Genomic DNA, 21,572 nt, shown 5'->3' with positions numbered 1-21,572 from the left:
AATTATATACGGATATTCTTCTCTTTTGAAGTTCATCCTTAGACACATCTGACAGCACAAAGGAGTCTTTATTCCCCTGCGTATCGTCCTGCCGTTTTAACCTAAGGTTGTTTCCCATAACTATTTCGTTATTCTTAATATTGCAAAAGTACACATAAGTAGTATTATATCCAAATAAATCTAACTAAAATATGTAAACTATTTGTCTGAAAGATAGAGATTGGCAAATCAGGGGATAAAAGGTTCGTTTACTGCAAAGCCTTGGCAGCGTTGCTGTCCGGGCTTTGCAGCATTGCTGTTTGGCCTTTGCAGTGATACTGCGGAGGCCTTGCAGTTTTTTGATATTTACTATCTTTTACGCCGATTAGGTTTGCATAAGCTCTGAAAATCATGTATCTTTGTGGAAAATAATCTTACGATATGAACAGAAACACTCTAATTTTATTGGCTATGGCCACTGTCACTACTGCGGGAAGCATGCAGGGCGTGGAGTGCCAGGCCGCTCCTTTGATGGCCGTTCAGGCTGCCAATCAGGACGAAACGAAGTACATGGACTTCTTGTATCGCTATATGTCGTTGCCCGACAAGGCCGATTATACGCGCGAGTTTTATCGCGAAAACGTAGATATGTCGTTGCAGGCACGGCGCGAAATGCCGTGGGGCAAGACCATTCCGGAGCGTGAATTCAAGCATTTCGTCATCCCGGTGCGTGTGAACAATGAGAATCTGGACCATAGCCGCAAGGTGTTTTACGGCGAATTGAAAGATCGTGTGAAAGGCTTGTCGATGAAAGATGCCATCTTGGAGGTGAATCATTGGTGTCATGAGAAGGTGACTTATCGTCCTTCGGATTCGCGTACGAGTAGTCCGCTGGCATCGGTCTGTACGGCTTACGGGCGCTGTGGTGAGGAGAGTACATTCCTGGTTGCGGCCTTGAGGGCTGTGGGGATACCGGCTCGACAGGTTTATACGCCGCGTTGGGCGCATACGGACGACAACCATGCGTGGGTAGAAGCATGGGCAGACGGCAAGTGGTATTTCCTCGGAGCATGCGAGCCTGAGCCTGTATTGAATCTGGGATGGTTCAACGAGAGTGCCTCGCGTGGCATGTTGATGCACACCAAGGTGTTTGGCGACTACGACGGTCCGGAAGAAGTGATGAGCCGTACTCCCAACTACACAGAAATCAACGTGATAGACCACTATGCGCCGACGGCTGAGGTAAAGGTGAATGTGGTTGATGCCAAGGGCAACCGCGTATCTGGTGCGAAGGTGGAGTTCAAGGTGTATAATTATGCCGAATTCTATACCGTGGCTACGAAGCAGACCGATGCACAGGGCAAGACGTCGCTCACAGCCGGTAAGGGCGATATGCTCTTGTGGGTGTCGAAAGGCGGTAAGGTGGCCGTACAGCAGATTTCGTTCGGCAAGACGCCGGAGGTGAATATCGTGTTGGAGCGCACGCAGTTGCCTGAAAAATTGGATTTGGATATGGTTCCACCTGTATCGAGCGGTCGTCTGCCAGAGGTGACGGATGCACAGCGGGCAGAGAATACTCGTCGTATGGCCGAGGAAGATGCGATTCGCCAGGCTTATGAGGCTACGATGAAGGACGAGTCGCGTGGCAATCATGCTACGATAGATGCCTTCCTTGCCGGTGCGAAGAACAAGGTGATGGCGCAGAAACTGCTGAAGGTGATTTCGAAGAAAGACTTGCGCGACGTGCCTTTGGATGTGTTGCGCGACCATGAGGTAGAACAGACTGATACGTCGGATATCTATTGTCGCTACGTGATGAATCCGCGCGTGGAAAATGAGTGGCTCACGCCTTACAAGCATTTCTTGCGCGAGAAAATGGCGAATGTGAAGAGTGTTACGCAGTTGGTGGCTTGGGTGAAGAAGAATATCCGCATAGACGAGGCCCACAACCCACAGGGACTGCGTATGCAGCCGATGAGTGTGTGGCGTGATAAGCTGACCGATAAGTTAGGACGCGACATCTTCTTCGTGTCTGCGGCACGCAGTCTAGGATGGCCGGCTCGTATCAATGAGGTTAACGGTAAGTTGCAGTACTATGCAGGGAATAACTGGATAGACGTGGAATTTGGCAGTAAGAGTGATGCGGTGGCAGCTCCGAGAGGGCGGTTGGTGCTTGATTATCAGGCTTCAAAGTTTAATGATAATCCGAAATACTATATCCACTTCACGCTGAGTCGGATAGAGAATGGCGAGGCGCAATTACTCACTTATCCTGAAGAGGCAACGTGGAAGGGCGATTTTGCCAGTGGTGTCGATTTGGACGAGGGTGAATATATGCTGACTACGGGGTCGAGAATGGCTAGCGGTGCAGTGCTGGCCCATACGGAAGTGTTCCGCATCAAGAAGGGCGGAACGACAAAGTTGAGCTTTGCCCTGCGAGAGAGCAGCGATGATATACAGGTAATAGGTAGTCTGAATGCGGAGGATATCTACCATGACAAGGCTACGGATACGGACAAGAGTCTGCTTTCTACCGTTGGTCGTGGATATTATATGGTGGGTATTGTAGCTCCTAATCAGGAACCGACCAATCATACGCTACGCGATATCAGTGCTTACAAGGAGCAGTTTGAAAAGTGGGGACGCAAGATGGTGTTGCTGTTTCAGGATGCCGACCACATGAATCGCTTCAATTTCAAGGAGTTCGACCGTCTGCCTTCTACCGTAGTGTGGGGTACAGATGTGGATGGTAAGATATTGAAAGAGGTGCGTGAACAGCTGAAACTGCGCACGTCTTCGCTGCCAATCTTCGTGATTTGCGACAGCTTCAATCGCGTGGTATATGTTCAGCAGGGGTATACCATCAACATCGGTGAGCAGATATTGAAGGTGATAGGAAAGTTGTAAGGTCTGCTTGTCGGCGTGGCCGACAACAAAAAAAGAGGGATTATGGTTGAGAGCGTCATCGCAATCTCCATAATCCCTCTTCTTTGTGTTGCTATATTTTGTTCTTCTCCGCTTCGATAGATAGAGCTAGATGAGCTGTCTCACAGTCTCTGCCTGCGTCTCTTTTCGCCCGTTTGGCGATATACCGGAAGCAGAACCATGTATCTCTGTAGCGCCGGTTTCGTAGATAATACGATGAACGTTGGCCGGAGTAACGCCACCGCCGGGGAGGATAATCATTTTTCCGGCAGTGTGATGGATGTATTCGCGCAACTGAGGAATACCCTTCTCGGCCGTAGATTGTTGTCCGGAAGTAAGTATGCGTGTGCATCCTAGCTCCATCAACTGGTCGAGTGCCTGTATCGGATTTCTGCATACATCGAACGCACGATGATAGGTAAACGGTTTACCTTGAGCTGCCAAGATGAGTCGGCGAGTGGTCTCGATGTCTATATCTCCCTCAGTTGTGAGCGCACCACCAACGATGGCATCCACGTAGGGAAGCAAGGCTGCTATGTCGCGTTCCATCACTTGCACCTCTTCTTCGCTGTAGACGAAATCGCCTTCGCGCGAACGGATGAGGGCATGGATGGTGAGTTGGGGGAATAATGTGCGTACGGTCTGTACAAGTCCTAGCGATGGAGTAAGCCCGTCAAGGCTGAGTGCCGAGCAAAGTTCTATTCGCTTAGCACCGCCTTCGACGGCATTGATGACGCTTTGAAGACTGCCTGTGCAGACTTCCAAGGTGTAATTTAAGTTCATTTTATGAGTTCTATAACGTAATCGGGAGTGGTATCGGCTGTGAATGTAACCGTAGCCTGCTTGGTCTTCTTGTCATATTGGCAAGCCAATGGACGACGGGTTACGAAGTCGATGACCTTCTTGGGTTTCTTGTTGATAGCGAATGTGATTTTCGACTGGGAAGCATCAAACACGTGCAGATAGATTTTGTTGTCTTTGGCAGTACTCGTACCCCATTTTGCTTCACCTACTTCGCTTGCTTGTGTGCCATAAACGGTTTCGCCATACTGCTTCATCCATTTGCCAAGACCTTGTAGACGGTCGAGTGCCAAGGCCGGAAGCTCACCGTTAGGTTGCGGGCCTATGTTCAGAAGGAGGTTAGCTCCCTTGCCGGCAGAGCGCACCAGGAGTTCTACGAGTTGGTTGGTGGTCTTGTAATTTTGGTCAGCAACCTTGTAGCCCCACATGCCATTCATGGTTTCGCAAGTCTCCAATGGCAGCTTACTGATGTCTTGTCCCGATAGTCCGGCCTTGTTCTCGCCGGGTAGGTCGCGCTCAAACATCTGGAAGTCTTCACCGTCGATGGGGGTGATATGGTGATTGTTGCCCACAAGGCACGATGGCTGAATGCTGTGAATGTAGCGATAGAATTCTTCCATACGCCAGTTGAAAGGGATGCTGTCACTGTCATGATCCCAGTAACCATCGAGCCAGATTGCACCTACTTTGCCGTAGTTGGTGAGAATTTCGCGTATCTGATTTTTCATGAAAGTAAAGTAAGTATCGTAGTTGGGAGTCAGATTACGCCCTGTGTGCAGACCGGTACGACCTATAGGATAGTCTTCACGAATCCAGTCGAGGATGGAATAGTAGACGTGAAGACGCATGTCTTGCTGCTCACAAGCCGTAGACAACTCTTTCAGGACATCGCGCTTGAAAGGCGTAGCATCTACTATGTTGTACTTGGATTCGGCAGTATGGAACATGGAGAAGCTGTCGTGGTGGCGTGAAGTAAACGTGATGTATTTGGCACCAGACTCTTTGATGGCCTTTACCCAGGCGTTTGCATCGAAGTTAAGGGGATAGAAACAGGAAGCAACTTTGGCATATTCGTCTTTGTTGATGCGGCTGTTGAGATACCATTCGCCCTGTGCAAACTCACTATAGATGCCCCAGTGCAGGAATATTCCAAAGCGGAAACCTTCAAATTCCTTCCTGGCTTCCAGGTTTTCAGGGGTAGGTACATACTTCTGCTCGGCTTGCGTAGGCAGTAGGCATAGCAATAATAAAAACGCGATGATTGATAATTTCTTCATGGGTTATTTGAGTTTAATTATTAGATGTGATTTCGTGATTTACTAAAAAAAACCGAACCAGACGCTTGTTGGTTCGGCTTTTCTCTATGATATGAATCTTATTCCTTGTTTTCAGCATCAATAGCTTTAATCTTTTGCTTCACCAATTCGAGATCATCTTTCAGCTTTTGCACCTTCCGATTCATCTCGTCGATGAGACTATTGCCCTTTTTACTGGTGCTATTGAGGAATCCCAAGTTGTTCTCGTAGGTGATAATCTCTTGCTTCAAAGCTTCGTAGCGGTGCATCAGGCGGCTACGCTCGTTACCCAGCGCATCTTCTCCACGTTTCGCTATATTCTTGATGTTGCTGCGGAAATTATCCAGTCGCTTACGAGCTGTGGTGATGTTCAGTTCTTTATAGAGCTTATCGAGCACATCATGATACTCCTTGTATACCTTATCTTTATCCTTAAAAGGTACGTGTCCAATTTTGTTGTACTCGTCAACAAGATTTTGTACGCTCTCCTGTATATTGTCTGATGCCTCTTCACACAATGCTTTGAGCTGTTCTATGATACCGCGCTTCTTGTCCAGATTGGCGTGTTCTTCGTTGCGAGTGCCGGAGTTTGCAGCGTTACGTGCTTCAAAGAATTTGTTGCATGCACCGAGGAATTCAGCCCATAGTTGGTCGCCAAGCTTCCTGGGAACCATTCCAATGGTCTTCCATTCCTTCTGTAGAGCAATCAGTTTGTCGCTAGTCGACTTCCAGTCTGTACTGTCTTGCAGTGATTTGGCTTTCTCAACAAGTGCTTTTTTCTTCTCTGTATTCTCGGCAAACTGTGATTTCAGTGTCTTGAAATATTCAGCCTTGGCATTGAAGAATGTATCGCAAGCTGTGCGGAAACGCTCGAAAATCTTCACATTCATCTTCTGTGGAGCAAACCCAATAGTCTTCCATTCTGCCTGAATAGCCATGATTTCCTTAGTGTGTTTCTCCCAGTCTGCGACACCCTTATTCTCTTGTTGGCAGATTTCTTCTGTCTTTTCACAGAGGGCAGTCTTCTTATTTAGATTTTCTTCTTCTTTGGAACGCAGTTCTTCAAAGTGCTGCTGATGGCGCTTGTTGATAACCGTAGAGGCTGTCTTGAAGCGTGTCCATATCTCTTCGCGCAGTTCCTTTGCCACCGGCCCAATCTCTCTGTATTCCTGATGTAATTCCTGTAGTTGGTGGAAAGCACTTACAACATCAGTCTCTTCAGCTAATTTCTCGGCTGCTTCACACAATTTCGTCTTCAATTCCAAGTTTTTCTTGAAATCGTATTCGCGTGCTTCGATATTCAGTTTCAGCAAATCATAGAATTGTTCCACATAGAGTTGGTAGTTGCGCCACAATTCATTGGCTTTGTCAGCCGGTACAGCTTTGATGTCCTTCCACTGCTGCTGTAGTTCTTTGAATTCCTGATATGATTTATTGGCTTCATCGGGTGATGTAGCCATATTCTTGATTTTTTCGATGATGTCAAGTTTCTTCTCCAGATTAGCTTGCTTCTCTTCTTCCTGTTGTTTGAAGAGTTCTGCTCTCCGTTCTTTGATGACACTCATCTCTGCCTTAAACACTTCTTCGGTTTCATCGGGTAGAACCTGATATTTCTCCGGGTCTCCTCCGTCTTCCAAATATGCTTTTTGCTGGGCATCTCGTTCAGCAATGTGCAGTTTGTAAAATGTTGTTTTAAGGTAATCCAGTTCGTCCTTGGTAGGATTTTCGTTGTTGCCAACAATTTCTTTCAGCCGGTCTACCACCTCTTGTTTGGTGTTATAGGCTTTCATTGCAACTTTTTCTTCTAGTCTTCCCACTTCAAGGGCATTTTCTTGAGAGTCCATCATGTCGCTATTAAGTTGATGAGATACAGTTAGTATAGTGTCTCATAGTGAGACATATATCATGCAAACTTATATAAAATATTTGTAATTTCCTAACAGATTTGATATTTTTTAACTACAATCTCACAGCAAACGCTTGAAGCGGAGAATCCACCAGGAGAGTCCCGATACGAAGAACGAGATGAAAAGTGCTATACCGAAGCCCCATCGGCTGGTCTCCATACCATTGATAAGGTTCATTCCGAAGAGCGAAGCAATGAGTGTCGGGAACATCATAATGATTGACACCGAGGTCAATGTACGCATTGTGGTGTTCATATTGTTGTTGATGATGCTGGAATATGTATCCATCGTCGATTCCAAGATATCCGAGTAGATGGCAGTGGTCTCGCGTGCCTGTGTCATCTCAATGTTTACATCTTCGATGAGGTCGGCATCCAATTCGTCCACCTGCAACTTGAATTTCAACTTTGACAGCAAGTTCTCGTTACCCCGGATAGACGTGGTGAAGTATGTAAGTGAGTCCTGCAATCTGCTCAGTCCTATCAGGCTCTCGTTGTTCACCCCTTGGTCCAGATTGTGCTTTGCCTTTTCTATGAGCGCATTGATTTGTTTCAGACGCTTCAGATACCATACTGCCGAAGACAAGAACAGCCGGAAAATCATGTCTACATAGTCGGTAAATCCCTCACTTCGCTTTTGTTGATAGCTCACGAAATCAATCATCATATTGGTCTCGTAGAAGCAAACCGTGATGGTGACATCTTTTTTATGGATGATACCTAAGGGTACTGTGGTGTACGGTGTACGCGATCGTATTTCCTTCACGTAGGGTATACGCAGGATGATGAGCATCCACCCGTCGTCGTACTCGTAACGGGCACGCTCGTCGGTATCGCTGATGTCTGATAGAAAGTAGTCGGGTATGTTGAATTCCTCTTCCAACAATTGTTGGTCTTCGTCTGTTGGACACGTCACTTGTATCCAGCAGTTGGGTTGCCATTCTTTAATGGCGGTCAAGTTGTCTGTAATGTTCCAGTAGGTTCTCATGTCTGCCAATCTCCACATTAAATAATAATCGGTGTGGGGATTTGCATCTAGCTAAATCCTCACGCCTATGACTTCAAGTTTTCCGCGTGATAATCGTCCATAGAAAATTGTACTTTGATTTAACTTTGCAAAGATAGTGTAAAACGCCCGCATTTCAAAGGAAACGCCGATATTTTTTCGACACGATGGTCTTTACTACCTCGTTTCTGTTGGAATAGAAGGTGGCTCGTAATGCTTGAAAAGGATAGAGTTAAGCCTATTGCGTACAAGGCTCGTGTGTATGTATTGGGTAGTGTGCTTATCTGTGCTGTCATCAGCCCACCTCAGGGGTTGTCCGTGATGGTTACAGACACTTCTCCGTTTCTTATCTGTGTTGGTGTGCCGTGTAAATGTTGCTTGCAGAAAGTCGACATGCTTTGTTGCGAGGAGAATCGAAGTCGCTCTGCCAATTCAGGGAAGGATTCATCGCTGCGTAGCAGGCTTTTTAGTAATGCGTCGGAGCGTAGGCGTACTAGCCATTTATTGGGTGATTCCTTGAAATAGGTCTTGAACTGTCTGATGAATGTTGAACGACTCATGCATAGCCGTTCAGACATTTGTTCGATGGTAAGATATTCTTCGACGATGGAAAGAACCTTACCGGGAAAGTCGCTGCTTCCCAGTTGCAGTGGGGCAAAGAATGCGGCAAGTTTTTCGGCAGGATAATATAGTTGTAAGATAGCTGCAAGCTCTTCTTGCTTTATTCTGTGCACGTTGTAGCAGAATAATCCGTCATGCAGATATTGTGTCATGAGATTGGTAAACTGCTGAACCACAGGGTTAATATCGAGTGTAGTTATTTGTTTGAAATGCAGATGCTGCTCTTTCTCTAGTTGATTGCTCAGGAGTCGTGGGCAGAAGTTCATTTTTCCACCTATTATATATAAGTATAAAACTTCAGAAGATTCGAGACTCGTGATGTTGTGTTCCGAATCTGCGGGTATAGGACACATCTGATTTGCCTTTACAGAGATAGTCTCCATGCCTTGTACCACTATTTTGAGTTGTCCGTGTCGAAGCAGTATCAAGGAAGAAAATCGCTTGTCTAAAGCTAATTCCTCTTCTTTCTTTAATGTTCTTATACGAAAGCCGGTAGGGGTGTCCGCAATATATTGAGGACATACATCAGGTTTACTGAGATAGTAGGTTTTCATATCGGGGCTATTTTTGTTTTTTACTGATTTTGTCTGGCTGGTCTTGGCAGGATAGGAATATCCTCTGAAACCGTATTTATCGCATATTTCTGTTTCGTGCGTCTGGATATTTGGCTTGTTATTTCTGTCTTTGCATAGAATAGAAACAAACATATAGTTGTTCTTTTCGCATGAAAAAGTGTTCTAAATTACTTTATTTTTTTCTGGTTTATCTCTATTTTTTTTTTTTTTTTTTTTTTTTTTTGATAATTTTGGCATGGTTTGTAGTGGTTTTTTCTGTAATAGGTCTGTCGTTTTGAAAGTTATTTCATCTTTGAACGGATTATAGAAAAAATCGAAACGAAAGGGTGAGTTGGGATTGCTGTTAAGTCTTTACCTTTGCAGTTATCAATATGGAGGGATTTATATATATGCGAAATTATTTCCCTTATTTTCCATTATGACTATTTTATTGAGCCTGCATGGACGTCTGGTGTCCGTGCAGGTCTTTTCTTCTGGACAAGTCCTTATGACGCGTATATGATAAAAGCCAGGATGAAGTATCTGCTCCATCCTGGCTTTTATATGTTGATAGGTGCTGTCAGGATATTATACACAGCACATCGGAGTATGACAGTACCGTACTTATTTCTTTCCTACTTGCTTCAGTGCTTCTTTCAGCAGATTCCAGTAAGGCTCTACAGTAGCTATCTCGCAACGCTCGGTAGCGGTGTGCGGACTGCGCAATGTCGGGCCCATACTTACCACGTCGAGGTGTGGATACTTGCCTAGGATGACCGAGCATTCCAATCCTGCATGGTCTACCTGTACGATCCCGTCTACACCGTTTTGCTCTTTATATATCTGTAGCAGCATGTTGAGTGTCTCGCTTTCCGGATTTGGATCCCATCCACTGTAACTTCCGCTCATGGTCACCTTCATGCCGGCCATGTTGAAACAGCTTTCCAGTGTCTCGGCTATACATTCCTTCATCTCGTCGTTGGAGCTGCGGGCCAGGATTTTGAACGATGCGTTGCCACCACCGATGTTGATAATGGCAAGGTTGGACGAGGTCTCTACCACTTCGGGGATGGCCGGAATCATACGCATCACGCCGTTGTGGCAAGCGTAGATAGCGTCTATCAGGTTGTCGCTAATCTCTACAGGCACTTCCATTTCGGGTGTTTCCACGTCTTCGGCCACAAAGAGGATGTCTTTTTCGATACCTTTATATTCCTCATTGAACTCTTCGCACCAGTCGTTTACGAGTTCTTTCAGTGCTTCTACGTTTTCCTTCGGCAATGTCAATACTACTTCTGCCTTGAACGGGATGGCGTTGCGCATGTTGCCACCTTCCCATGTTGCCAGGTGGGCGTCGCATTCGCTGATGGCAGAACGCACGAAACGTACCATCATTTTGTTGGCATTGCCACGGCCTTCGTGTATCTCCAGACCGGAGTGACCGCCACGCAGGCCGCTCAGTGTCACTTTGACGGCAGCGTCGTTCTTGTCTGTAGCCACTTCCTGATAACCCATCTCGGCTGTCACGTCGATACCGCCGGCACTGCCGATGACGAATTTTCCCCACGACTCAGAGTCCAGATTCAGCAGTATGTCGCCGTTCAGTATGCCGGGCTTCAAGTCGTTTGCCCCGAACATGCCGGTCTCTTCGTCGGCGGTAATAAGTCCCTCTACCGGTCCGTGCTGCAAGTCTTTAGCCTCCATCACGGCCATGATGGTTGCCACGCCCATACCGTTGTCAGAGCCAAGGGTGGTATTGTTGGCATATACCCATCCGTCTATGATACGTGTCTCGATAGGGTCGGTCTCGAAGTTATGGTTGCTTTCGGGTGCTTTCTGTGGCACCATATCCATGTGAGCCTGCAAGATGATTCCCTTTCGGTCTTCCATTCCGGGAGTGGCTGGCTTACGCATGATGATGTTCCCTGCCTCGTCTTGGAATGCCTCTACGCCGGCGCGTTTGGCAAAATCGAGCAGGAAAGCCTGGATTTTGTCCAGATGTCCAGATGGACGTGGAACTTGTGTCAGGGCATAGAAGTTCTCCCAAATACACTTAGGGTCTAGATTTCTGATTTCGCTCATAGTCTTTATGTTTTTAAATGAATAATATCGGTTATGCGGCGTGACGTCTCTTGGTGAACGATAGTGCCAGCCATGCGTATATACCCAGTGCCACCACGAGCAGTGTCTGGATGGAATGCACGATGATGACGAAGCTCAGTGCATCGACAGCCTGCACACCATAGAGTATCAGCATGGTCTTCACGGCAAAGTGCCAAGGCCCTGCCCCGTTGGGAGTGGGTACGATGACGGCGATGCTTCCTACGATAAATGTTACCAGGGCGCACGATAACCCCAGCTGGGCTGTGCTCTCGAAACAGAAGAATGTGAGATAGTAGTGTAGGAAGTAGCTGCCCCAAATGGCCAGTGTGAAGAAGATGAACAGGGGCAGGTTGCGCACCTTGCGCAGCGACATGATGCCCTGTTTGATGCCGTCTACCGTCTCTTTCACCTTATTAAATATACTGAGTTTCTTCAGGAGGACTATTCCCAATGCCAGCACAGCCACCAGGCAGATGCCCGTAACCAGCCATCCTGTACCTGTAAAGTTGTGGATGAGCAGGTCTATGCTTGTACCCGTCTTCAAGAAGAACGTGTCGAAGGTTCGAATCTGGAAGATAAGGGTGAGCGCGGTTATCAGCATGACGAGCAGGGAGTCTATGGCCCGCTCTGTAACCACTGTTCCCAGGGCTTTGGGAAATGATGTCCCGTCGTAGCGATGCAGCACGCCGCAACGCGCAAACTCGCCGATACGTGGCACTACAAGGCTCACGGCGTAGGATAGGAATACCGAGTTGAGCAGTGTCGACATGCGGGGGTGCTCGTCTACAGGGGCTAGTGTCTGTCGCCAACGCCAACCGCGAAAGGCTTGCGCCAAGATGCCGAAAGGGAAAGAGAGAAGCATCCATCCCCAGTTCATCCGATGCAAGAGTACGTCTTCCACGGCCTGGAAGTCGAACCCGCGATACATCCAATAGAGAATAGCTCCACCCAATACCAGCGACAATGCCACCTTGGAGAGATTTCCTATTATCTTTTTCAAGCCGTTTGCGTTTTCTTAGTTACTATTAGCTACAAAGTTAAGAGAATTCGGTCTAAGTACAAAGAAAATACTGCCCTAATTTCCTGAAATCATCTTAAAAGCTATGAGTTTGTGAGTTATTGAGTTTATGAGTTTTTGAGTTGTAGGGGCGAATTGCATTCACCCTGTGGATAGGGATGGTACTTCACATCACAAGTGAGTTGCTAAGTTGTATGGACGCGGCATGTCGCATCCATACAATATCCTAAACTATTACCTAATTAATTTCAACTCTCAATTCATAAAAAAAACTGCAAGGGCTTGGCAGGGGTGCTGCAAAGGCCGAACAGCAATGCTGCAAGGCCCAAACAGTGATACTGCCAAGCCTTTGCAGTAAATGGAGGGTGGCGGACTTGGCGTGAGAAGTGGGGAATGGGGAGAAGAAGGCGAGACTATCCTTTCTGTCTGATAATGACGATAACACCGCTCAGAATGAGCAGGATGCCGAAGACGAGGCGCGCGGTCAGGCTCTCATGAAACAGGCATACGCCGATGATGACGGCCGTGACAGGTTCCAGGGCGCCCATGATGGCCGAGGGGGTAGAACCTATTTTGGCAATGGCGATGTTCATGAAGAAGAGCGAAAGTACGGTAGGCAGCAGGGCCAGCAGGAATGCGAATGCCCAGTCTTTGGCTGTATGGAGCATCTGTATGGGTGCGCCGGCCATCAGACTGAATGCGTAGACGGCTATAAATCCGAACAGGACTACCCAGAATGTGTATTTCAGAGGTGGAATGTCTGCATGCCAACGGTTCACGGAAACGATGTACACGGCATAGAGCAACGACGAGAACATGACGAGCAGAAAGCCGACAGTGTTGAGTTTCCCGTCTCCGCCACCGTGGTAGAGTAGTGCCACGCCGCTTAGCGCGAGCAGGATAGAGAGGGTAGAACCCCACGTGACGTGTTCGTGGAAGAGCAATGCCATGAGCATGGCTGTCATGATGGGGTAGACGAAAAGCAGTGTGGAGGCAATGCCGGCAGCCATATAGTGAAAGCTCAGGAAGAGCGTCATGGACGACAGGGCAAAGACAGTGCCGAGCAAAGCCAGTCGGATGGCGTGGCCAGGTTTGATGCGGAAGCTCACGCCGCGTACCAGCATGATAGCGGCAAAGATAAGTACGGCGAGTCCATAGCGGTACATCACCACCGTGTAAGAGTTGATACCGTCGGCATACAGTGGTAATGCGCCGAGCGGATTTGTGCCATAGCAGATGGCAGCCATCGTTGCTGCCAGAAATCCTTTAACGTTGTTGCTCATCGTTCAGAGATAATAACAGGGTGCAAAGATACGGTAAATAAATCAGAACGAAGACACGATTCCGACTGTAATAAATGTGGATTCTGCGCGGATTATCGCATAGTTTTTGTATTTTTGCAGACGTATCAAACCATAGACAGATGAAACTAGTCAAACCAAAGAAGAATCTGGGGCAGCATTTCCTGACCGACCTCGGCATCGCCAAGCGCATTGCGGATACCGTGGATGCGTGTCCGGACATTCCTGTGCTGGAAATCGGACCGGGTATGGGAGTCCTTACGCAGTATCTGGTAGAGAAGCCCCGTGAGGTGAAGGCGGTCGAGATAGACAGTGAGTCGGTGGCCTTCCTGTACGAGAAGTTCCCCTCGCTGCACGAGAATATCATCGGCGAAGACTTCCTGCGTATGGATTTGAACGACATTTTCGGTGGCCGGCAGTTTGTGCTGACGGGTAATTATCCCTACGACATCTCTTCGCAGATATTCTTCAAGATGCTGGATTACAAAGACTTGATACCCTGTTGTACGGGCATGATACAGCGTGAGGTGGCACTGCGCATGGCTTCGGCGCCGGGCAGCAAAGCCTATGGTATCCTGTCGGTGCTTATCCAGGCGTGGTACGATGTGGAGTATTTGTTCACCGTCGATGAGCATGTGTTCAATCCGCCCCCCAAGGTCAAGAGTGCCGTTATCAGGATGACGCGCAATCAGGTGACCGACCTGGGCTGCGACGAAAAGCTGTTCAAGCGACTGGTGAAGACGGTGTTCAACCAGCGTCGTAAGATGTTGCGCGTGAGTATCAAGCAGATGTTCAGTGGCGAAAAGCCTGGACAGGATTTCTTCGAGCAGGAAATCATGACCAAGCGGCCTGAACAATTAAGTATAGCTGAGTTTGTGGAGCTGACCAATCAGCTGAGCCGGCTGGCATTATAATTCGGTCAGGCAATGAATCGGATGAACGAAAATACATAGAACAGCATTTTTATGAACCCACAATATACTACGCTCTGTCAACAAATCAAGAGTCTGATTGCCAATGAGACCAACGTGACAGGTGTGTTGGCCAATGTGTCGGCCGCATTACGTGAGGCCTTTCCCGACCGTTTTTTCTGGGTAGGTTTCTATCTACAACAGGGAGGTAATATGCTGCGGCTCGGCCCGTTCCAAGGCTCGGTGGCCTGTTACACCATTCCATACGGTAAGGGGGTATGCGGCACGGCGTGGAAAGAGGGGCACACACTCATTGTCCCCGATGTGGAAGAGTTTCCCGGACACATAGCTTGCAGCAGTCTGTCGCGTAGCGAAATCGTAGTACCCATGTACAGTTCCGGCAACCGATTCTGCGGAGTTCTGGATATAGACAGTACCTCGCTTGGCGATTTCGATGAGCAAGACCAAGAGGGCTTGGAAGCCATCGTGGCTTTGCTGATGGACGGGATAGGCGACTTGTTGTGAAAAAAATAAGCATCTAACCTTGTAAATATCCGAATTAATGCCTAATTTTGTGAAACAGAAACTTTACAATACGATAATATGATTGACGTACAAGCAACATTACAAGATGCGGGAGAGCGCATGGAGATGGCAGCAATGTATCTCGAAGACCAACTCTCACACATTCGTGCAGGCAGAGCCAACGTAGCTATTCTCGATGGAATCCGCGTAGAGTCTTACGGACAGCGTGTTCCCTTGAATCAGGTAGCCAATGTGTCGACGCCCGATGCACGTACTATTGCGATTAAACCTTGGGATCGTAAGGCTATCCGGGATATTGAAAAGGCCATCATGGATTCTGATGTGGGCATTACTCCGGAGAACAATGGCGAGATTATCCGATTGGGAATACCGCAGCCTACGGGCGAGCGTCGTAAGGAACTGGTGAAACAATGCAACAAGATTGGCGAGAAGACGAAGGTCGAGGTACGCAATGTACGTTCCGATTTCAAGGATAAATTGAAGAAGGCTATCAAAGACGGACTGTCTGAAGATAACGAGAAGGACGCTGAAGCCAGTCTGCAAAAAATCCACGATAAATATATTAAGCGCATCGACGATGCTTTGGCCGAGAAGACCAAAGAGATTATGACGGTGTAGTTATAGATAGGTGAAGACTGATAGGCGATGGATTAGAGTTGATAATCTCCCGGCTATCGGTTCTCACCTTTTATTATTTGCATGCACGGACTAGTCATCAAGAACACGGGCAGTTGGTACACCGTGAAGACAGATGATGGGAACATCATCGAAAGTAAGATAAAAGGAAACTTCCGGCTGAAGGGTATTCGGACCACCAACCCTGTAGCTGTGGGCGACTATGTAGAGCTGATTACCAATCAGGAGGGTACGGCCTTTATCTCAGCTATAGACGATCGGCGTAACTATATCATCCGGAAATCGCCTAATCTCTCTAAGCAAAGCCAGATTATCGCATCCAACCTGGATTTGGCTATGCTCATCGTAACCATCAATTATCCCATTACTTCCACCACATTCATTGACCGATTCCTCGCTATAGCAGAAGCCTACCGCGTGCCGGTGGTGTTGGTATTCAACAAGCAAGACCTTTTGAACGAGGAAGAGTTGCATTATCAGCAGATGATGATGACCCTTTACGATTCTGTGGGCTATCAATGTGTGGCGGTATCGGCCGAAAGCGGTGAGGGAATAGACGGTTTGCGACCCTTGCTGCAAGGTAAGGTGACACTGCTGAGTGGCAATAGTGGAGTGGGGAAGTCGACGCTTATCAATCGGTTGATACCCGGAGCCAGACAGCGGACAGCTGAAATAAGCGACGCTCACAATACGGGAATGCACACCACTACGTTCAGTGAAATGCTCGAAGTGCCCAGCGGTGGCTATGTCATAGATACGCCGGGAGTGAAAGGGTTCGGCACGTTTGATGTGGAAAAGGAAGAGTTGACGAGTTATTTCAAGGAGATATTCCGCTTCTCGCAAGACTGCCGTTTCTCTAACTGTACGCATACTCACGAGCCGGGATGTGCTGTGCTGAAGGCTGTCGAAGACCATTATATCTCGGTCAGCAGATATCAAAGCTATCTTAGTATGCTGGAAGATAAGGACGAGAATAAGTATAGGGAGGCCTTCTAGGGCTTACCTACTTCTACGAATAACAAAGGAAAGAGTTATAGAAATGAAAAAGTTGATGAGTTTTTTGTTTCCTTCTGACAAGGAAACACCGCAGGTGTCAATCGTATTAGCGTTGGCACGAGTTGTCTTCGGTCTCTTGCTGGCCAGTCATGGATGGCAGAAGCTGATGGGATTTAGTGCCATGTCGACACAGTTTCCCGACCCTATAGGCTTGGGAAGTGAGTTCTCTCTGGCACTCGCTATCTTCGGCGAGTTGGTATGTTCCGTTGCCTTTGTCTTCGGTTTCTTATCGCGTCTGGTGGTTATCCCGATGATTTTCACCATGTTGGTGGCCTTTGCAACGGTGCATCACTTCTCTGTTTCGGAGGGCGAATTGGCCTTTGTCTATCTCATGGTCTATCTTCTGTTACTGCTTACAGGTCCTGGCCAATTATCGATTGATGGTTGGATAGGGCGGAGACTGAATCGTTGATAATCAAGAATACAGGCCAGTTAAATGGCCTGCATGCCTACACGCAGTTTCAACATCTCTGTTGGAACTGCTTTTTGTATGTGTTCTACGAGGGTGCTGCGGAGTGTCTTCCGAATGAAGTCCTTGCCTGTAATCATGACGATGTGGCGGGTAGGCACTGGTAGGGCGAACGGACGGACGAGCCTGTTTTGCTCCGGAGTGAGTTGAGACAGTGCCAGTTCGGGAATAAAGGTGACTCCCTTGCCACTCTCGACCATGCGCATGAAGGTCTCGATACTGCCCAGACTGTAGGCTTTCTTGCTACGATTGGCCGCTTTGAGCTCGCAGAATTTCACCAGTTGGTCGCGGAAACAGTGGCCTTCGTCAAGCAACCAGAGGTATTCTCCCGCCAGATCGGAGGTCTTGATGAGTTGATTATCGAAGAGCTTATCGTCTTTAGCCACGTAGGCAAAGAATTTTTCATAGAATAATGAGGTCACATCAAAATCACTCATCGTGTCCAGTTGTGCCACGATTCCGGCATCAATGTCACCGTGCATCAATGCCTTTTGCAGCTCTTCGGTCTTCATCTCCGTGATACGGACGTCCATATCGGGATGTTCGCTCATGAGTTGAGGGAAGAAACGAGGTATCAGGTAGGGGGCGATAGTGGGCAAAATGCCGATGTTGAAAGTTCCCAACAGCGAGTTACGTTCTTCTTCTACTGTTTCTTTCAGCCGTCGAGCCTGCACCAATACGTGCCAGGCATGCTCTATTACGGGCATTCCCTGGGTGGTAGGAACGATGGGTTGCTTGCGCCTTTCGAATATTTTCAGGCCCAACTCTTCTTCCAGTTTCTGGACCATTGAGCTGAGAGTAGGTTGTGTAACGTTGCAGGCATCGGCCGCTTTTGCAAAGTGTTTGTGCCGATAGACGGCTATTACGTATTCCAGTTGTTGTAATGTCATATTGTATCACTGTCTGTGTTGGTCAATGACAAAGTTACATATTTAATTTCAACTGATGGTATGCAACTTCTAAAAATATAATCATTTGATAATGAATGTATTATAAATGATGATAGTTTTTATCTATCGGCTGATAGATTTTATCTGTTTGGATGGTCGTATAGAATAGTTATCTTTGCATCAAAACGAAGAGAAACCAACACAATTAACACAAAATATAAAATAATAAAGTATGACACCAATTATCAATACACAAGTTCCTGAGTTCAAAGTAGAGGCATACCAGAGCGGTAGCTTCAAGACTGTATCAAACGAAGACATCAAAGGCAAATGGGCAGTATTCTTCTTTTATCCTGCCGACTTTACATTCGTATGTCCTACAGAGCTTGAAGATTTGCAGGAGAAGTATCAGTATCTCAAGTCAATAGGTGTGGAGGTGTATTCCGTTAGTACCGATACCCACTTCGTACACAAGGCTTGGCACGATGAATCTCCAAGTATCAAGACCATCGAATATCCTATGTTGGGCGACCCCCGTGGTGTGCTGACACGTGGTTTCGGTGTATATAAAGAAGATGAAGGAGTTGCCTACCGTGCTACATTCCTCGTAAATCCAGAGGGACTCATCAAGATTGCAGAAGTACAGGATAACAATATCGGGCGTAATGCAGCCGAATTGGTTCGCAAGATAGAAGCTGCCCAGTTTGTAGCTACCCACGACGGCGAGGTTTGTCCGGCTCGTTGGATGAAGGGCGACAAGACCCTGAAGCCCGGAATCGACCTTGTCGGCAAAATCTAAGTGCCGATTCTGGTTGACCAACACAAAATCTATTAGATATATTTATTCAAATGTTACCCATGCAAGTTGCTGTCAGAAGCAACTGCATGGGTATTTTGTTTACAGTCATCTGGTAGCAGAAACCTTGTCTGCATACATCAAATCTATGATGTGCTGGCCCAGAGAAATGGTGAAATGTGCACCGTCGTAGAAGTTATGATAGTCAGTCCAGGCTAGATATGAGCGTGAAGCGAAGTTGTAGACATTCTCCTTGCCGAAGATGTCTTGCAATATCTTGACGTCGGAAGGATTGGTCAGCAATTTGTCCGGGCGTGGCCCTATGACCAGACGTATCTCCGTCTGGTGGCGTCGGCAGATAGACTTGATGCGTCGCAGACATTCCATTTGCTGACCATATATATATTGTGGCGACATACGTGGCGTGTGGTTGTGAGTCGGGACAACCATTCCCGGCCCCTCGGTCCAATATTTTTCGCCCATTTCCTTCATTTGCTTGTCGGCTTTGATGATGGCATCATTGGTGTAGGTGGTGCGGGTGGGCATGTCCGGCTCGATGATTCCTTTCATCTTGCGGGTCATCCGATGCGTGAACTGATACTGCAAGTAGGGGAACAGGAACTGCGGTGAGCAGAACGATTGGAAGAATGCAGCCTGGAAACTACCCTCGCTCTTGCCCGATACTTCAGGCGGAACAGCGTGCATTATGCCTGCCTGTGGCACGGGGGTATATAGGCTGTTGGGTTCGAGTACGATGAGCAGATGCCTGATTTTCTGGTCTTTCTGCCGGTCGAGTGCTTCCAGTTTCAGTGCTATGTCGCCTATTCCCTCCGAGTTGCCGAACATTCTGAACGGGCTTCCTTGTATATATTTCTGCCAATAAGTCGTCGGGAATGACATCGTGGTCGATGTTCCCATGATGAACGAGTCGTAATGTTGCTGTGCGCGATAGCGCTTGTATTTCAGCCATGCAATCGTTCCCTCGCTCTGATATACCTCCGAATGGTCGTAATCTGTGTATGGACGCAGCACCATGAAGGGGTCTTTTGCCACGTAATATCCTGCCAGTGACAAGAAGGGCAGGGCTATCAGCAAACTTTTTATATAGAATCTTTTCAGCATGATAGGTCAGAATTGTATATAGATGAAATTGTCTACACCGAACGCACCGAAGATGAATATGAGTACGAGTAGGGCATAGTAGCATGTCCAGCGTACCAGTGGGTGCTGTCGGGCGGTCCACTCGATGAGGTTGCAACGCTCGTGATGGATGTATTCTACGGTCAGCATGACCACCGTTGCTACGCCCAGATAAATCCAATATCGGTCGGCCATGCCCAGTTGCAGTTCTTTGGCTGAGCTGTTGATGCCGTCGAACATGTGGCGATAGGCGTATAGTGTGTCGTTTAAGGTGGCGATGCGGAACAGCAGGAGTGACAAGGCGAACAGGATATAGGTACGCAGAATCATGACGGTAGTCCATAGCCAAGAGGGGAAAAACTGTCTGACGTACTCTCTCACGTTATGGGCTGCGGTCTCGTAGATGATGATGAGACCTTGGAAGAATCCGTAGAGTGCGAATGTCCAGCCTGCTCCATGCCATACGCCGATGGTGACAAAGGTCACCAGCAGAGAGAAGTAGATGCCGGCTTTCTTCCATTGTCGGCAACTGGCAGAGAGTGGCATGTAGATGTAATCGCGTACCCAGAATGAGAGAGACATGTGCCAACGCCGCCATAATTCGCCCGTAGAGGTAGATGCAAACGGACGGTTGAAATTGGGGGATAGGCTAAAACCCAGCATCAGTGCGAGTCCGATGGCCATGTTGGTGTAGCCGGCAAAGTCGGCATAGAGCTGGATAGGATAGATGAGGGTGGCTTGCAGAATCTGCATACCCGACGCTTCGCGCACGTTGTCAAAGACTGTGTTAAGCGATGGGGCTACGCGGTCGGCCACCACCAGTTTCATGAATGCACCCCATGCGAGCAGTTTTGCTCCTGCTACCACCTTGTCGTAACAGAACGTGCGGACGCCTTTGAGCTGTGGGATGAATTCCTGTGCACGCTCGATAGGACCTGACAGGAATTTCATGAAAAGTAGCATGTAGAGCGTGAAGTCCAACCAATCTTCCTCGTCGTCTTCTCCCCAATAGATTTCTATGAGGTAAGAGATGGCCTGGAAGGTGTAGAACGAGATGCCTAACGGGAACACGGGAAGCCAGTAACGGCTCACGAGCCATGTGCCGACAAGCACAGCCAATCCTCCTATGAAGATGTACGATGCCTGCCTGGTGTCTGCTTTGCGATGCAGCCAGCGCCCCCATACGAAGGTGACGAGACTCATGGCAACGGCGAAAATCAGGTAGACGATGTGGTAATAACCTATGAAAATGCAACTGGAAAGGAGCAATACACCCCTTTGCCACTGCCGTTCGGCCCTCGCATAATACAGGATGAAGACCACGAGCATGCAGCAGAAAAACGGTATCGAAAGAAATTCCATGAGTCTGTCTTAGCTGTTGCGGATGATGACGTCGCACATATCGCCTACATTCTTCGATTTGATGATGTCGCGCATCTTGAAATGTACGCCGAAGAGAGCTTCTATTTCGCTGATAATGGTCATGTTGGTGATAGAGTCCCAGTTGTCTATGTCGTTGGTCGACATGTCGAAACCGAGCTGCAATTCCGGTTCGTTCAGTACGTTTCTGAAAATACTCTGTAATTGTTCTAATACCTCGTTTCTTTCCATTTCTATAT

Annotated in this window: 19 protein-coding genes; 7 read left to right on the top strand and 12 right to left on the bottom strand. The window is 47.8% G+C overall.

The window, feature by feature from the left end; all coding sequences use genetic code 11:
* Positions 1-420 precede the first annotated feature (420 nt).
* The gene (locus ACZ42L_RS06365) at positions 421-2,886 is read left to right on the top strand and encodes a transglutaminase-like domain-containing protein (RefSeq protein WP_464715585.1); all 2,466 of its coding nucleotides are present in this window, start codon (positions 421-423) and stop codon (positions 2,884-2,886) included.
* Positions 2,887-3,012: 126 nt separating this feature from the next.
* Here the strand turns inward: ACZ42L_RS06365 and ACZ42L_RS06360 are convergent, their stop codons facing one another.
* The 8 genes from ACZ42L_RS06360 to ACZ42L_RS06325 all read right to left on the bottom strand — a co-directional run bounded on the left by ACZ42L_RS06360 (position 3,013) and on the right by ACZ42L_RS06325 (position 13,491).
* Positions 3,013-3,687 carry a copper homeostasis protein CutC gene (locus ACZ42L_RS06360; RefSeq protein WP_464716957.1) on the bottom strand — a complete coding sequence of 225 codons (675 nt, stop codon included), beginning with the start codon at positions 3,685-3,687 and terminating at the stop codon, positions 3,013-3,015.
* The gene (locus ACZ42L_RS06355) at positions 3,684-4,982 is read right to left on the bottom strand and encodes an alpha-L-fucosidase (RefSeq protein WP_464701516.1); all 1,299 of its coding nucleotides are present in this window, start codon (positions 4,980-4,982) and stop codon (positions 3,684-3,686) included. Before ACZ42L_RS06355 ends, ACZ42L_RS06360 begins: the two co-directional genes overlap by 4 nt.
* Positions 4,983-5,080: 98 nt before the next feature.
* Complete coding sequence (locus tag ACZ42L_RS06350; protein ID WP_464716985.1) at positions 5,081-6,844, bottom strand: DUF349 domain-containing protein; 1,764 nt, start codon at positions 6,842-6,844, stop codon at positions 5,081-5,083.
* A gap of 123 nt (positions 6,845-6,967) precedes the next feature.
* On the bottom strand, positions 6,968-7,894 hold the full coding sequence (locus tag ACZ42L_RS06345) for a magnesium transporter CorA family protein (protein ID WP_464701662.1): 927 nt from the start codon (positions 7,892-7,894) through the stop codon (positions 6,968-6,970).
* Between the two features lie 323 nt (positions 7,895-8,217).
* Positions 8,218-9,240 (bottom strand): helix-turn-helix transcriptional regulator, encoded by a 1,023-nt coding sequence (locus tag ACZ42L_RS06340; protein ID WP_464716956.1) that lies wholly within the window; start codon positions 9,238-9,240, stop codon positions 8,218-8,220.
* 471 nt (positions 9,241-9,711) lie between these two features.
* Positions 9,712-11,169: an aminoacyl-histidine dipeptidase gene (locus ACZ42L_RS06335; protein WP_464701978.1), complete on the bottom strand. Its 1,458-nt coding sequence runs from the start codon at positions 11,167-11,169 to the stop codon at positions 9,712-9,714.
* 31 nt (positions 11,170-11,200) lie between these two features.
* Complete coding sequence (locus tag ACZ42L_RS06330; protein ID WP_464701977.1) at positions 11,201-12,190, bottom strand: lysylphosphatidylglycerol synthase transmembrane domain-containing protein; 990 nt, start codon at positions 12,188-12,190, stop codon at positions 11,201-11,203.
* Positions 12,191-12,621: 431 nt separating this feature from the next.
* The gene (locus ACZ42L_RS06325) at positions 12,622-13,491 is read right to left on the bottom strand and encodes a DMT family transporter (RefSeq protein ID WP_464716955.1); all 870 of its coding nucleotides are present in this window, start codon (positions 13,489-13,491) and stop codon (positions 12,622-12,624) included.
* A gap of 140 nt (positions 13,492-13,631) precedes the next feature.
* Between ACZ42L_RS06325 and rsmA the strand changes: the two genes are divergently transcribed.
* The 5 genes from rsmA to ACZ42L_RS06300 all read left to right on the top strand — a co-directional run bounded on the left by rsmA (position 13,632) and on the right by ACZ42L_RS06300 (position 17,070).
* Positions 13,632-14,423, top strand: coding sequence for a 16S rRNA (adenine(1518)-N(6)/adenine(1519)-N(6))-dimethyltransferase RsmA (gene rsmA / locus ACZ42L_RS06320; RefSeq protein ID WP_464701511.1), 792 nt, complete (start codon positions 13,632-13,634; stop codon positions 14,421-14,423).
* A gap of 51 nt (positions 14,424-14,474) precedes the next feature.
* Positions 14,475-14,945, top strand: a complete 471-nt coding sequence (locus ACZ42L_RS06315) for a GAF domain-containing protein (protein WP_464716954.1) — start codon at positions 14,475-14,477, stop codon at positions 14,943-14,945.
* A gap of 78 nt (positions 14,946-15,023) precedes the next feature.
* Positions 15,024-15,584, top strand: a complete 561-nt coding sequence (frr, locus tag ACZ42L_RS06310) for a ribosome recycling factor (protein ID WP_464701509.1) — start codon at positions 15,024-15,026, stop codon at positions 15,582-15,584.
* A gap of 81 nt (positions 15,585-15,665) precedes the next feature.
* Complete coding sequence (gene rsgA, locus ACZ42L_RS06305) at positions 15,666-16,598, top strand: ribosome small subunit-dependent GTPase A (RefSeq protein WP_464716953.1); 933 nt, start codon at positions 15,666-15,668, stop codon at positions 16,596-16,598.
* A 43-nt stretch (positions 16,599-16,641) separates the two neighbouring features.
* Positions 16,642-17,070, top strand: coding sequence for a DoxX family protein (locus tag ACZ42L_RS06300; RefSeq protein ID WP_464707079.1), 429 nt, complete (start codon positions 16,642-16,644; stop codon positions 17,068-17,070).
* A gap of 20 nt (positions 17,071-17,090) precedes the next feature.
* On the opposite strand, the gene ACZ42L_RS06295 is transcribed toward ACZ42L_RS06300, so the two are convergent.
* Positions 17,091-18,017: a hydrogen peroxide-inducible genes activator gene (locus ACZ42L_RS06295; protein ID WP_464701506.1), complete on the bottom strand. Its 927-nt coding sequence runs from the start codon at positions 18,015-18,017 to the stop codon at positions 17,091-17,093.
* Positions 18,018-18,249: 232 nt separating this feature from the next.
* Here ACZ42L_RS06295 and ahpC point away from each other — a divergent pair, with 232 nt between their 5' ends.
* Positions 18,250-18,816 carry an alkyl hydroperoxide reductase subunit C gene (gene ahpC, locus ACZ42L_RS06290; protein ID WP_464716952.1) on the top strand — a complete coding sequence of 189 codons (567 nt, stop codon included), beginning with the start codon at positions 18,250-18,252 and terminating at the stop codon, positions 18,814-18,816.
* A gap of 105 nt (positions 18,817-18,921) precedes the next feature.
* On the opposite strand, the gene ACZ42L_RS06285 is transcribed toward ahpC, so the two are convergent.
* Genes ACZ42L_RS06285 through ACZ42L_RS06275 form a run of 3 tightly spaced genes read right to left on the bottom strand, consistent with a single transcriptional unit; the run spans position 18,922 to position 21,564 of the window.
* The gene (locus ACZ42L_RS06285; RefSeq protein ID WP_464716951.1) at positions 18,922-19,935 is read right to left on the bottom strand and encodes a hypothetical protein; all 1,014 of its coding nucleotides are present in this window, start codon (positions 19,933-19,935) and stop codon (positions 18,922-18,924) included.
* A gap of 6 nt (positions 19,936-19,941) precedes the next feature.
* Positions 19,942-21,315 (bottom strand): MBOAT family O-acyltransferase, encoded by a 1,374-nt coding sequence (locus ACZ42L_RS06280; protein WP_464716950.1) that lies wholly within the window; start codon positions 21,313-21,315, stop codon positions 19,942-19,944.
* A 9-nt stretch (positions 21,316-21,324) separates the two neighbouring features.
* Entirely contained in the window at positions 21,325-21,564 is a 240-nt protein-coding gene (locus tag ACZ42L_RS06275; protein WP_464701502.1) for an acyl carrier protein, read from the bottom strand.
* Between the last annotated feature and the right edge of the window lie 8 nt (positions 21,565-21,572).

This window comes from Prevotella mikamonis (assembly GCF_055381405.1).
This window is presented reverse-complemented; position numbering and strand designations above follow the sequence as displayed.

Coding starts and splice junctions, on each gene's coding strand:
- ACZ42L_RS06365 (WP_464715585.1), top strand. CDS start 421: ATGAACAGAAACACTCTAATTTTATTGGCTATGGCCACTGTCACTACT.
- ACZ42L_RS06360 (WP_464716957.1), bottom strand. CDS start 3,687: ATGAACTTAAATTACACCTTGGAAGTCTGCACAGGCAGTCTTCAAAGC.
- ACZ42L_RS06355 (WP_464701516.1), bottom strand. CDS start 4,982: ATGAAGAAATTATCAATCATCGCGTTTTTATTATTGCTATGCCTACTG.
- ACZ42L_RS06350 (WP_464716985.1), bottom strand. CDS start 6,844: ATGGACTCTCAAGAAAATGCCCTTGAAGTGGGAAGACTAGAAGAAAAA.
- ACZ42L_RS06345 (WP_464701662.1), bottom strand. CDS start 7,894: ATGAGAACCTACTGGAACATTACAGACAACTTGACCGCCATTAAAGAA.
- ACZ42L_RS06340 (WP_464716956.1), bottom strand. CDS start 9,240: ATGTTTGTTTCTATTCTATGCAAAGACAGAAATAACAAGCCAAATATC.
- ACZ42L_RS06335 (WP_464701978.1), bottom strand. CDS start 11,169: ATGAGCGAAATCAGAAATCTAGACCCTAAGTGTATTTGGGAGAACTTC.
- ACZ42L_RS06325 (WP_464716955.1), bottom strand. CDS start 13,491: ATGAGCAACAACGTTAAAGGATTTCTGGCAGCAACGATGGCTGCCATC.
- rsmA (WP_464701511.1), top strand. CDS start 13,632: ATGAAACTAGTCAAACCAAAGAAGAATCTGGGGCAGCATTTCCTGACC.
- ACZ42L_RS06315 (WP_464716954.1), top strand. CDS start 14,475: ATGAACCCACAATATACTACGCTCTGTCAACAAATCAAGAGTCTGATT.
- frr (WP_464701509.1), top strand. CDS start 15,024: ATGATTGACGTACAAGCAACATTACAAGATGCGGGAGAGCGCATGGAG.
- rsgA (WP_464716953.1), top strand. CDS start 15,666: ATGCACGGACTAGTCATCAAGAACACGGGCAGTTGGTACACCGTGAAG.
- ACZ42L_RS06300 (WP_464707079.1), top strand. CDS start 16,642: ATGAAAAAGTTGATGAGTTTTTTGTTTCCTTCTGACAAGGAAACACCG.
- ACZ42L_RS06295 (WP_464701506.1), bottom strand. CDS start 18,017: ATGACATTACAACAACTGGAATACGTAATAGCCGTCTATCGGCACAAA.
- ahpC (WP_464716952.1), top strand. CDS start 18,250: ATGACACCAATTATCAATACACAAGTTCCTGAGTTCAAAGTAGAGGCA.
- ACZ42L_RS06285 (WP_464716951.1), bottom strand. CDS start 19,935: ATGCTGAAAAGATTCTATATAAAAAGTTTGCTGATAGCCCTGCCCTTC.
- ACZ42L_RS06280 (WP_464716950.1), bottom strand. CDS start 21,315: ATGGAATTTCTTTCGATACCGTTTTTCTGCTGCATGCTCGTGGTCTTC.
- ACZ42L_RS06275 (WP_464701502.1), bottom strand. CDS start 21,564: ATGGAAAGAAACGAGGTATTAGAACAATTACAGAGTATTTTCAGAAAC.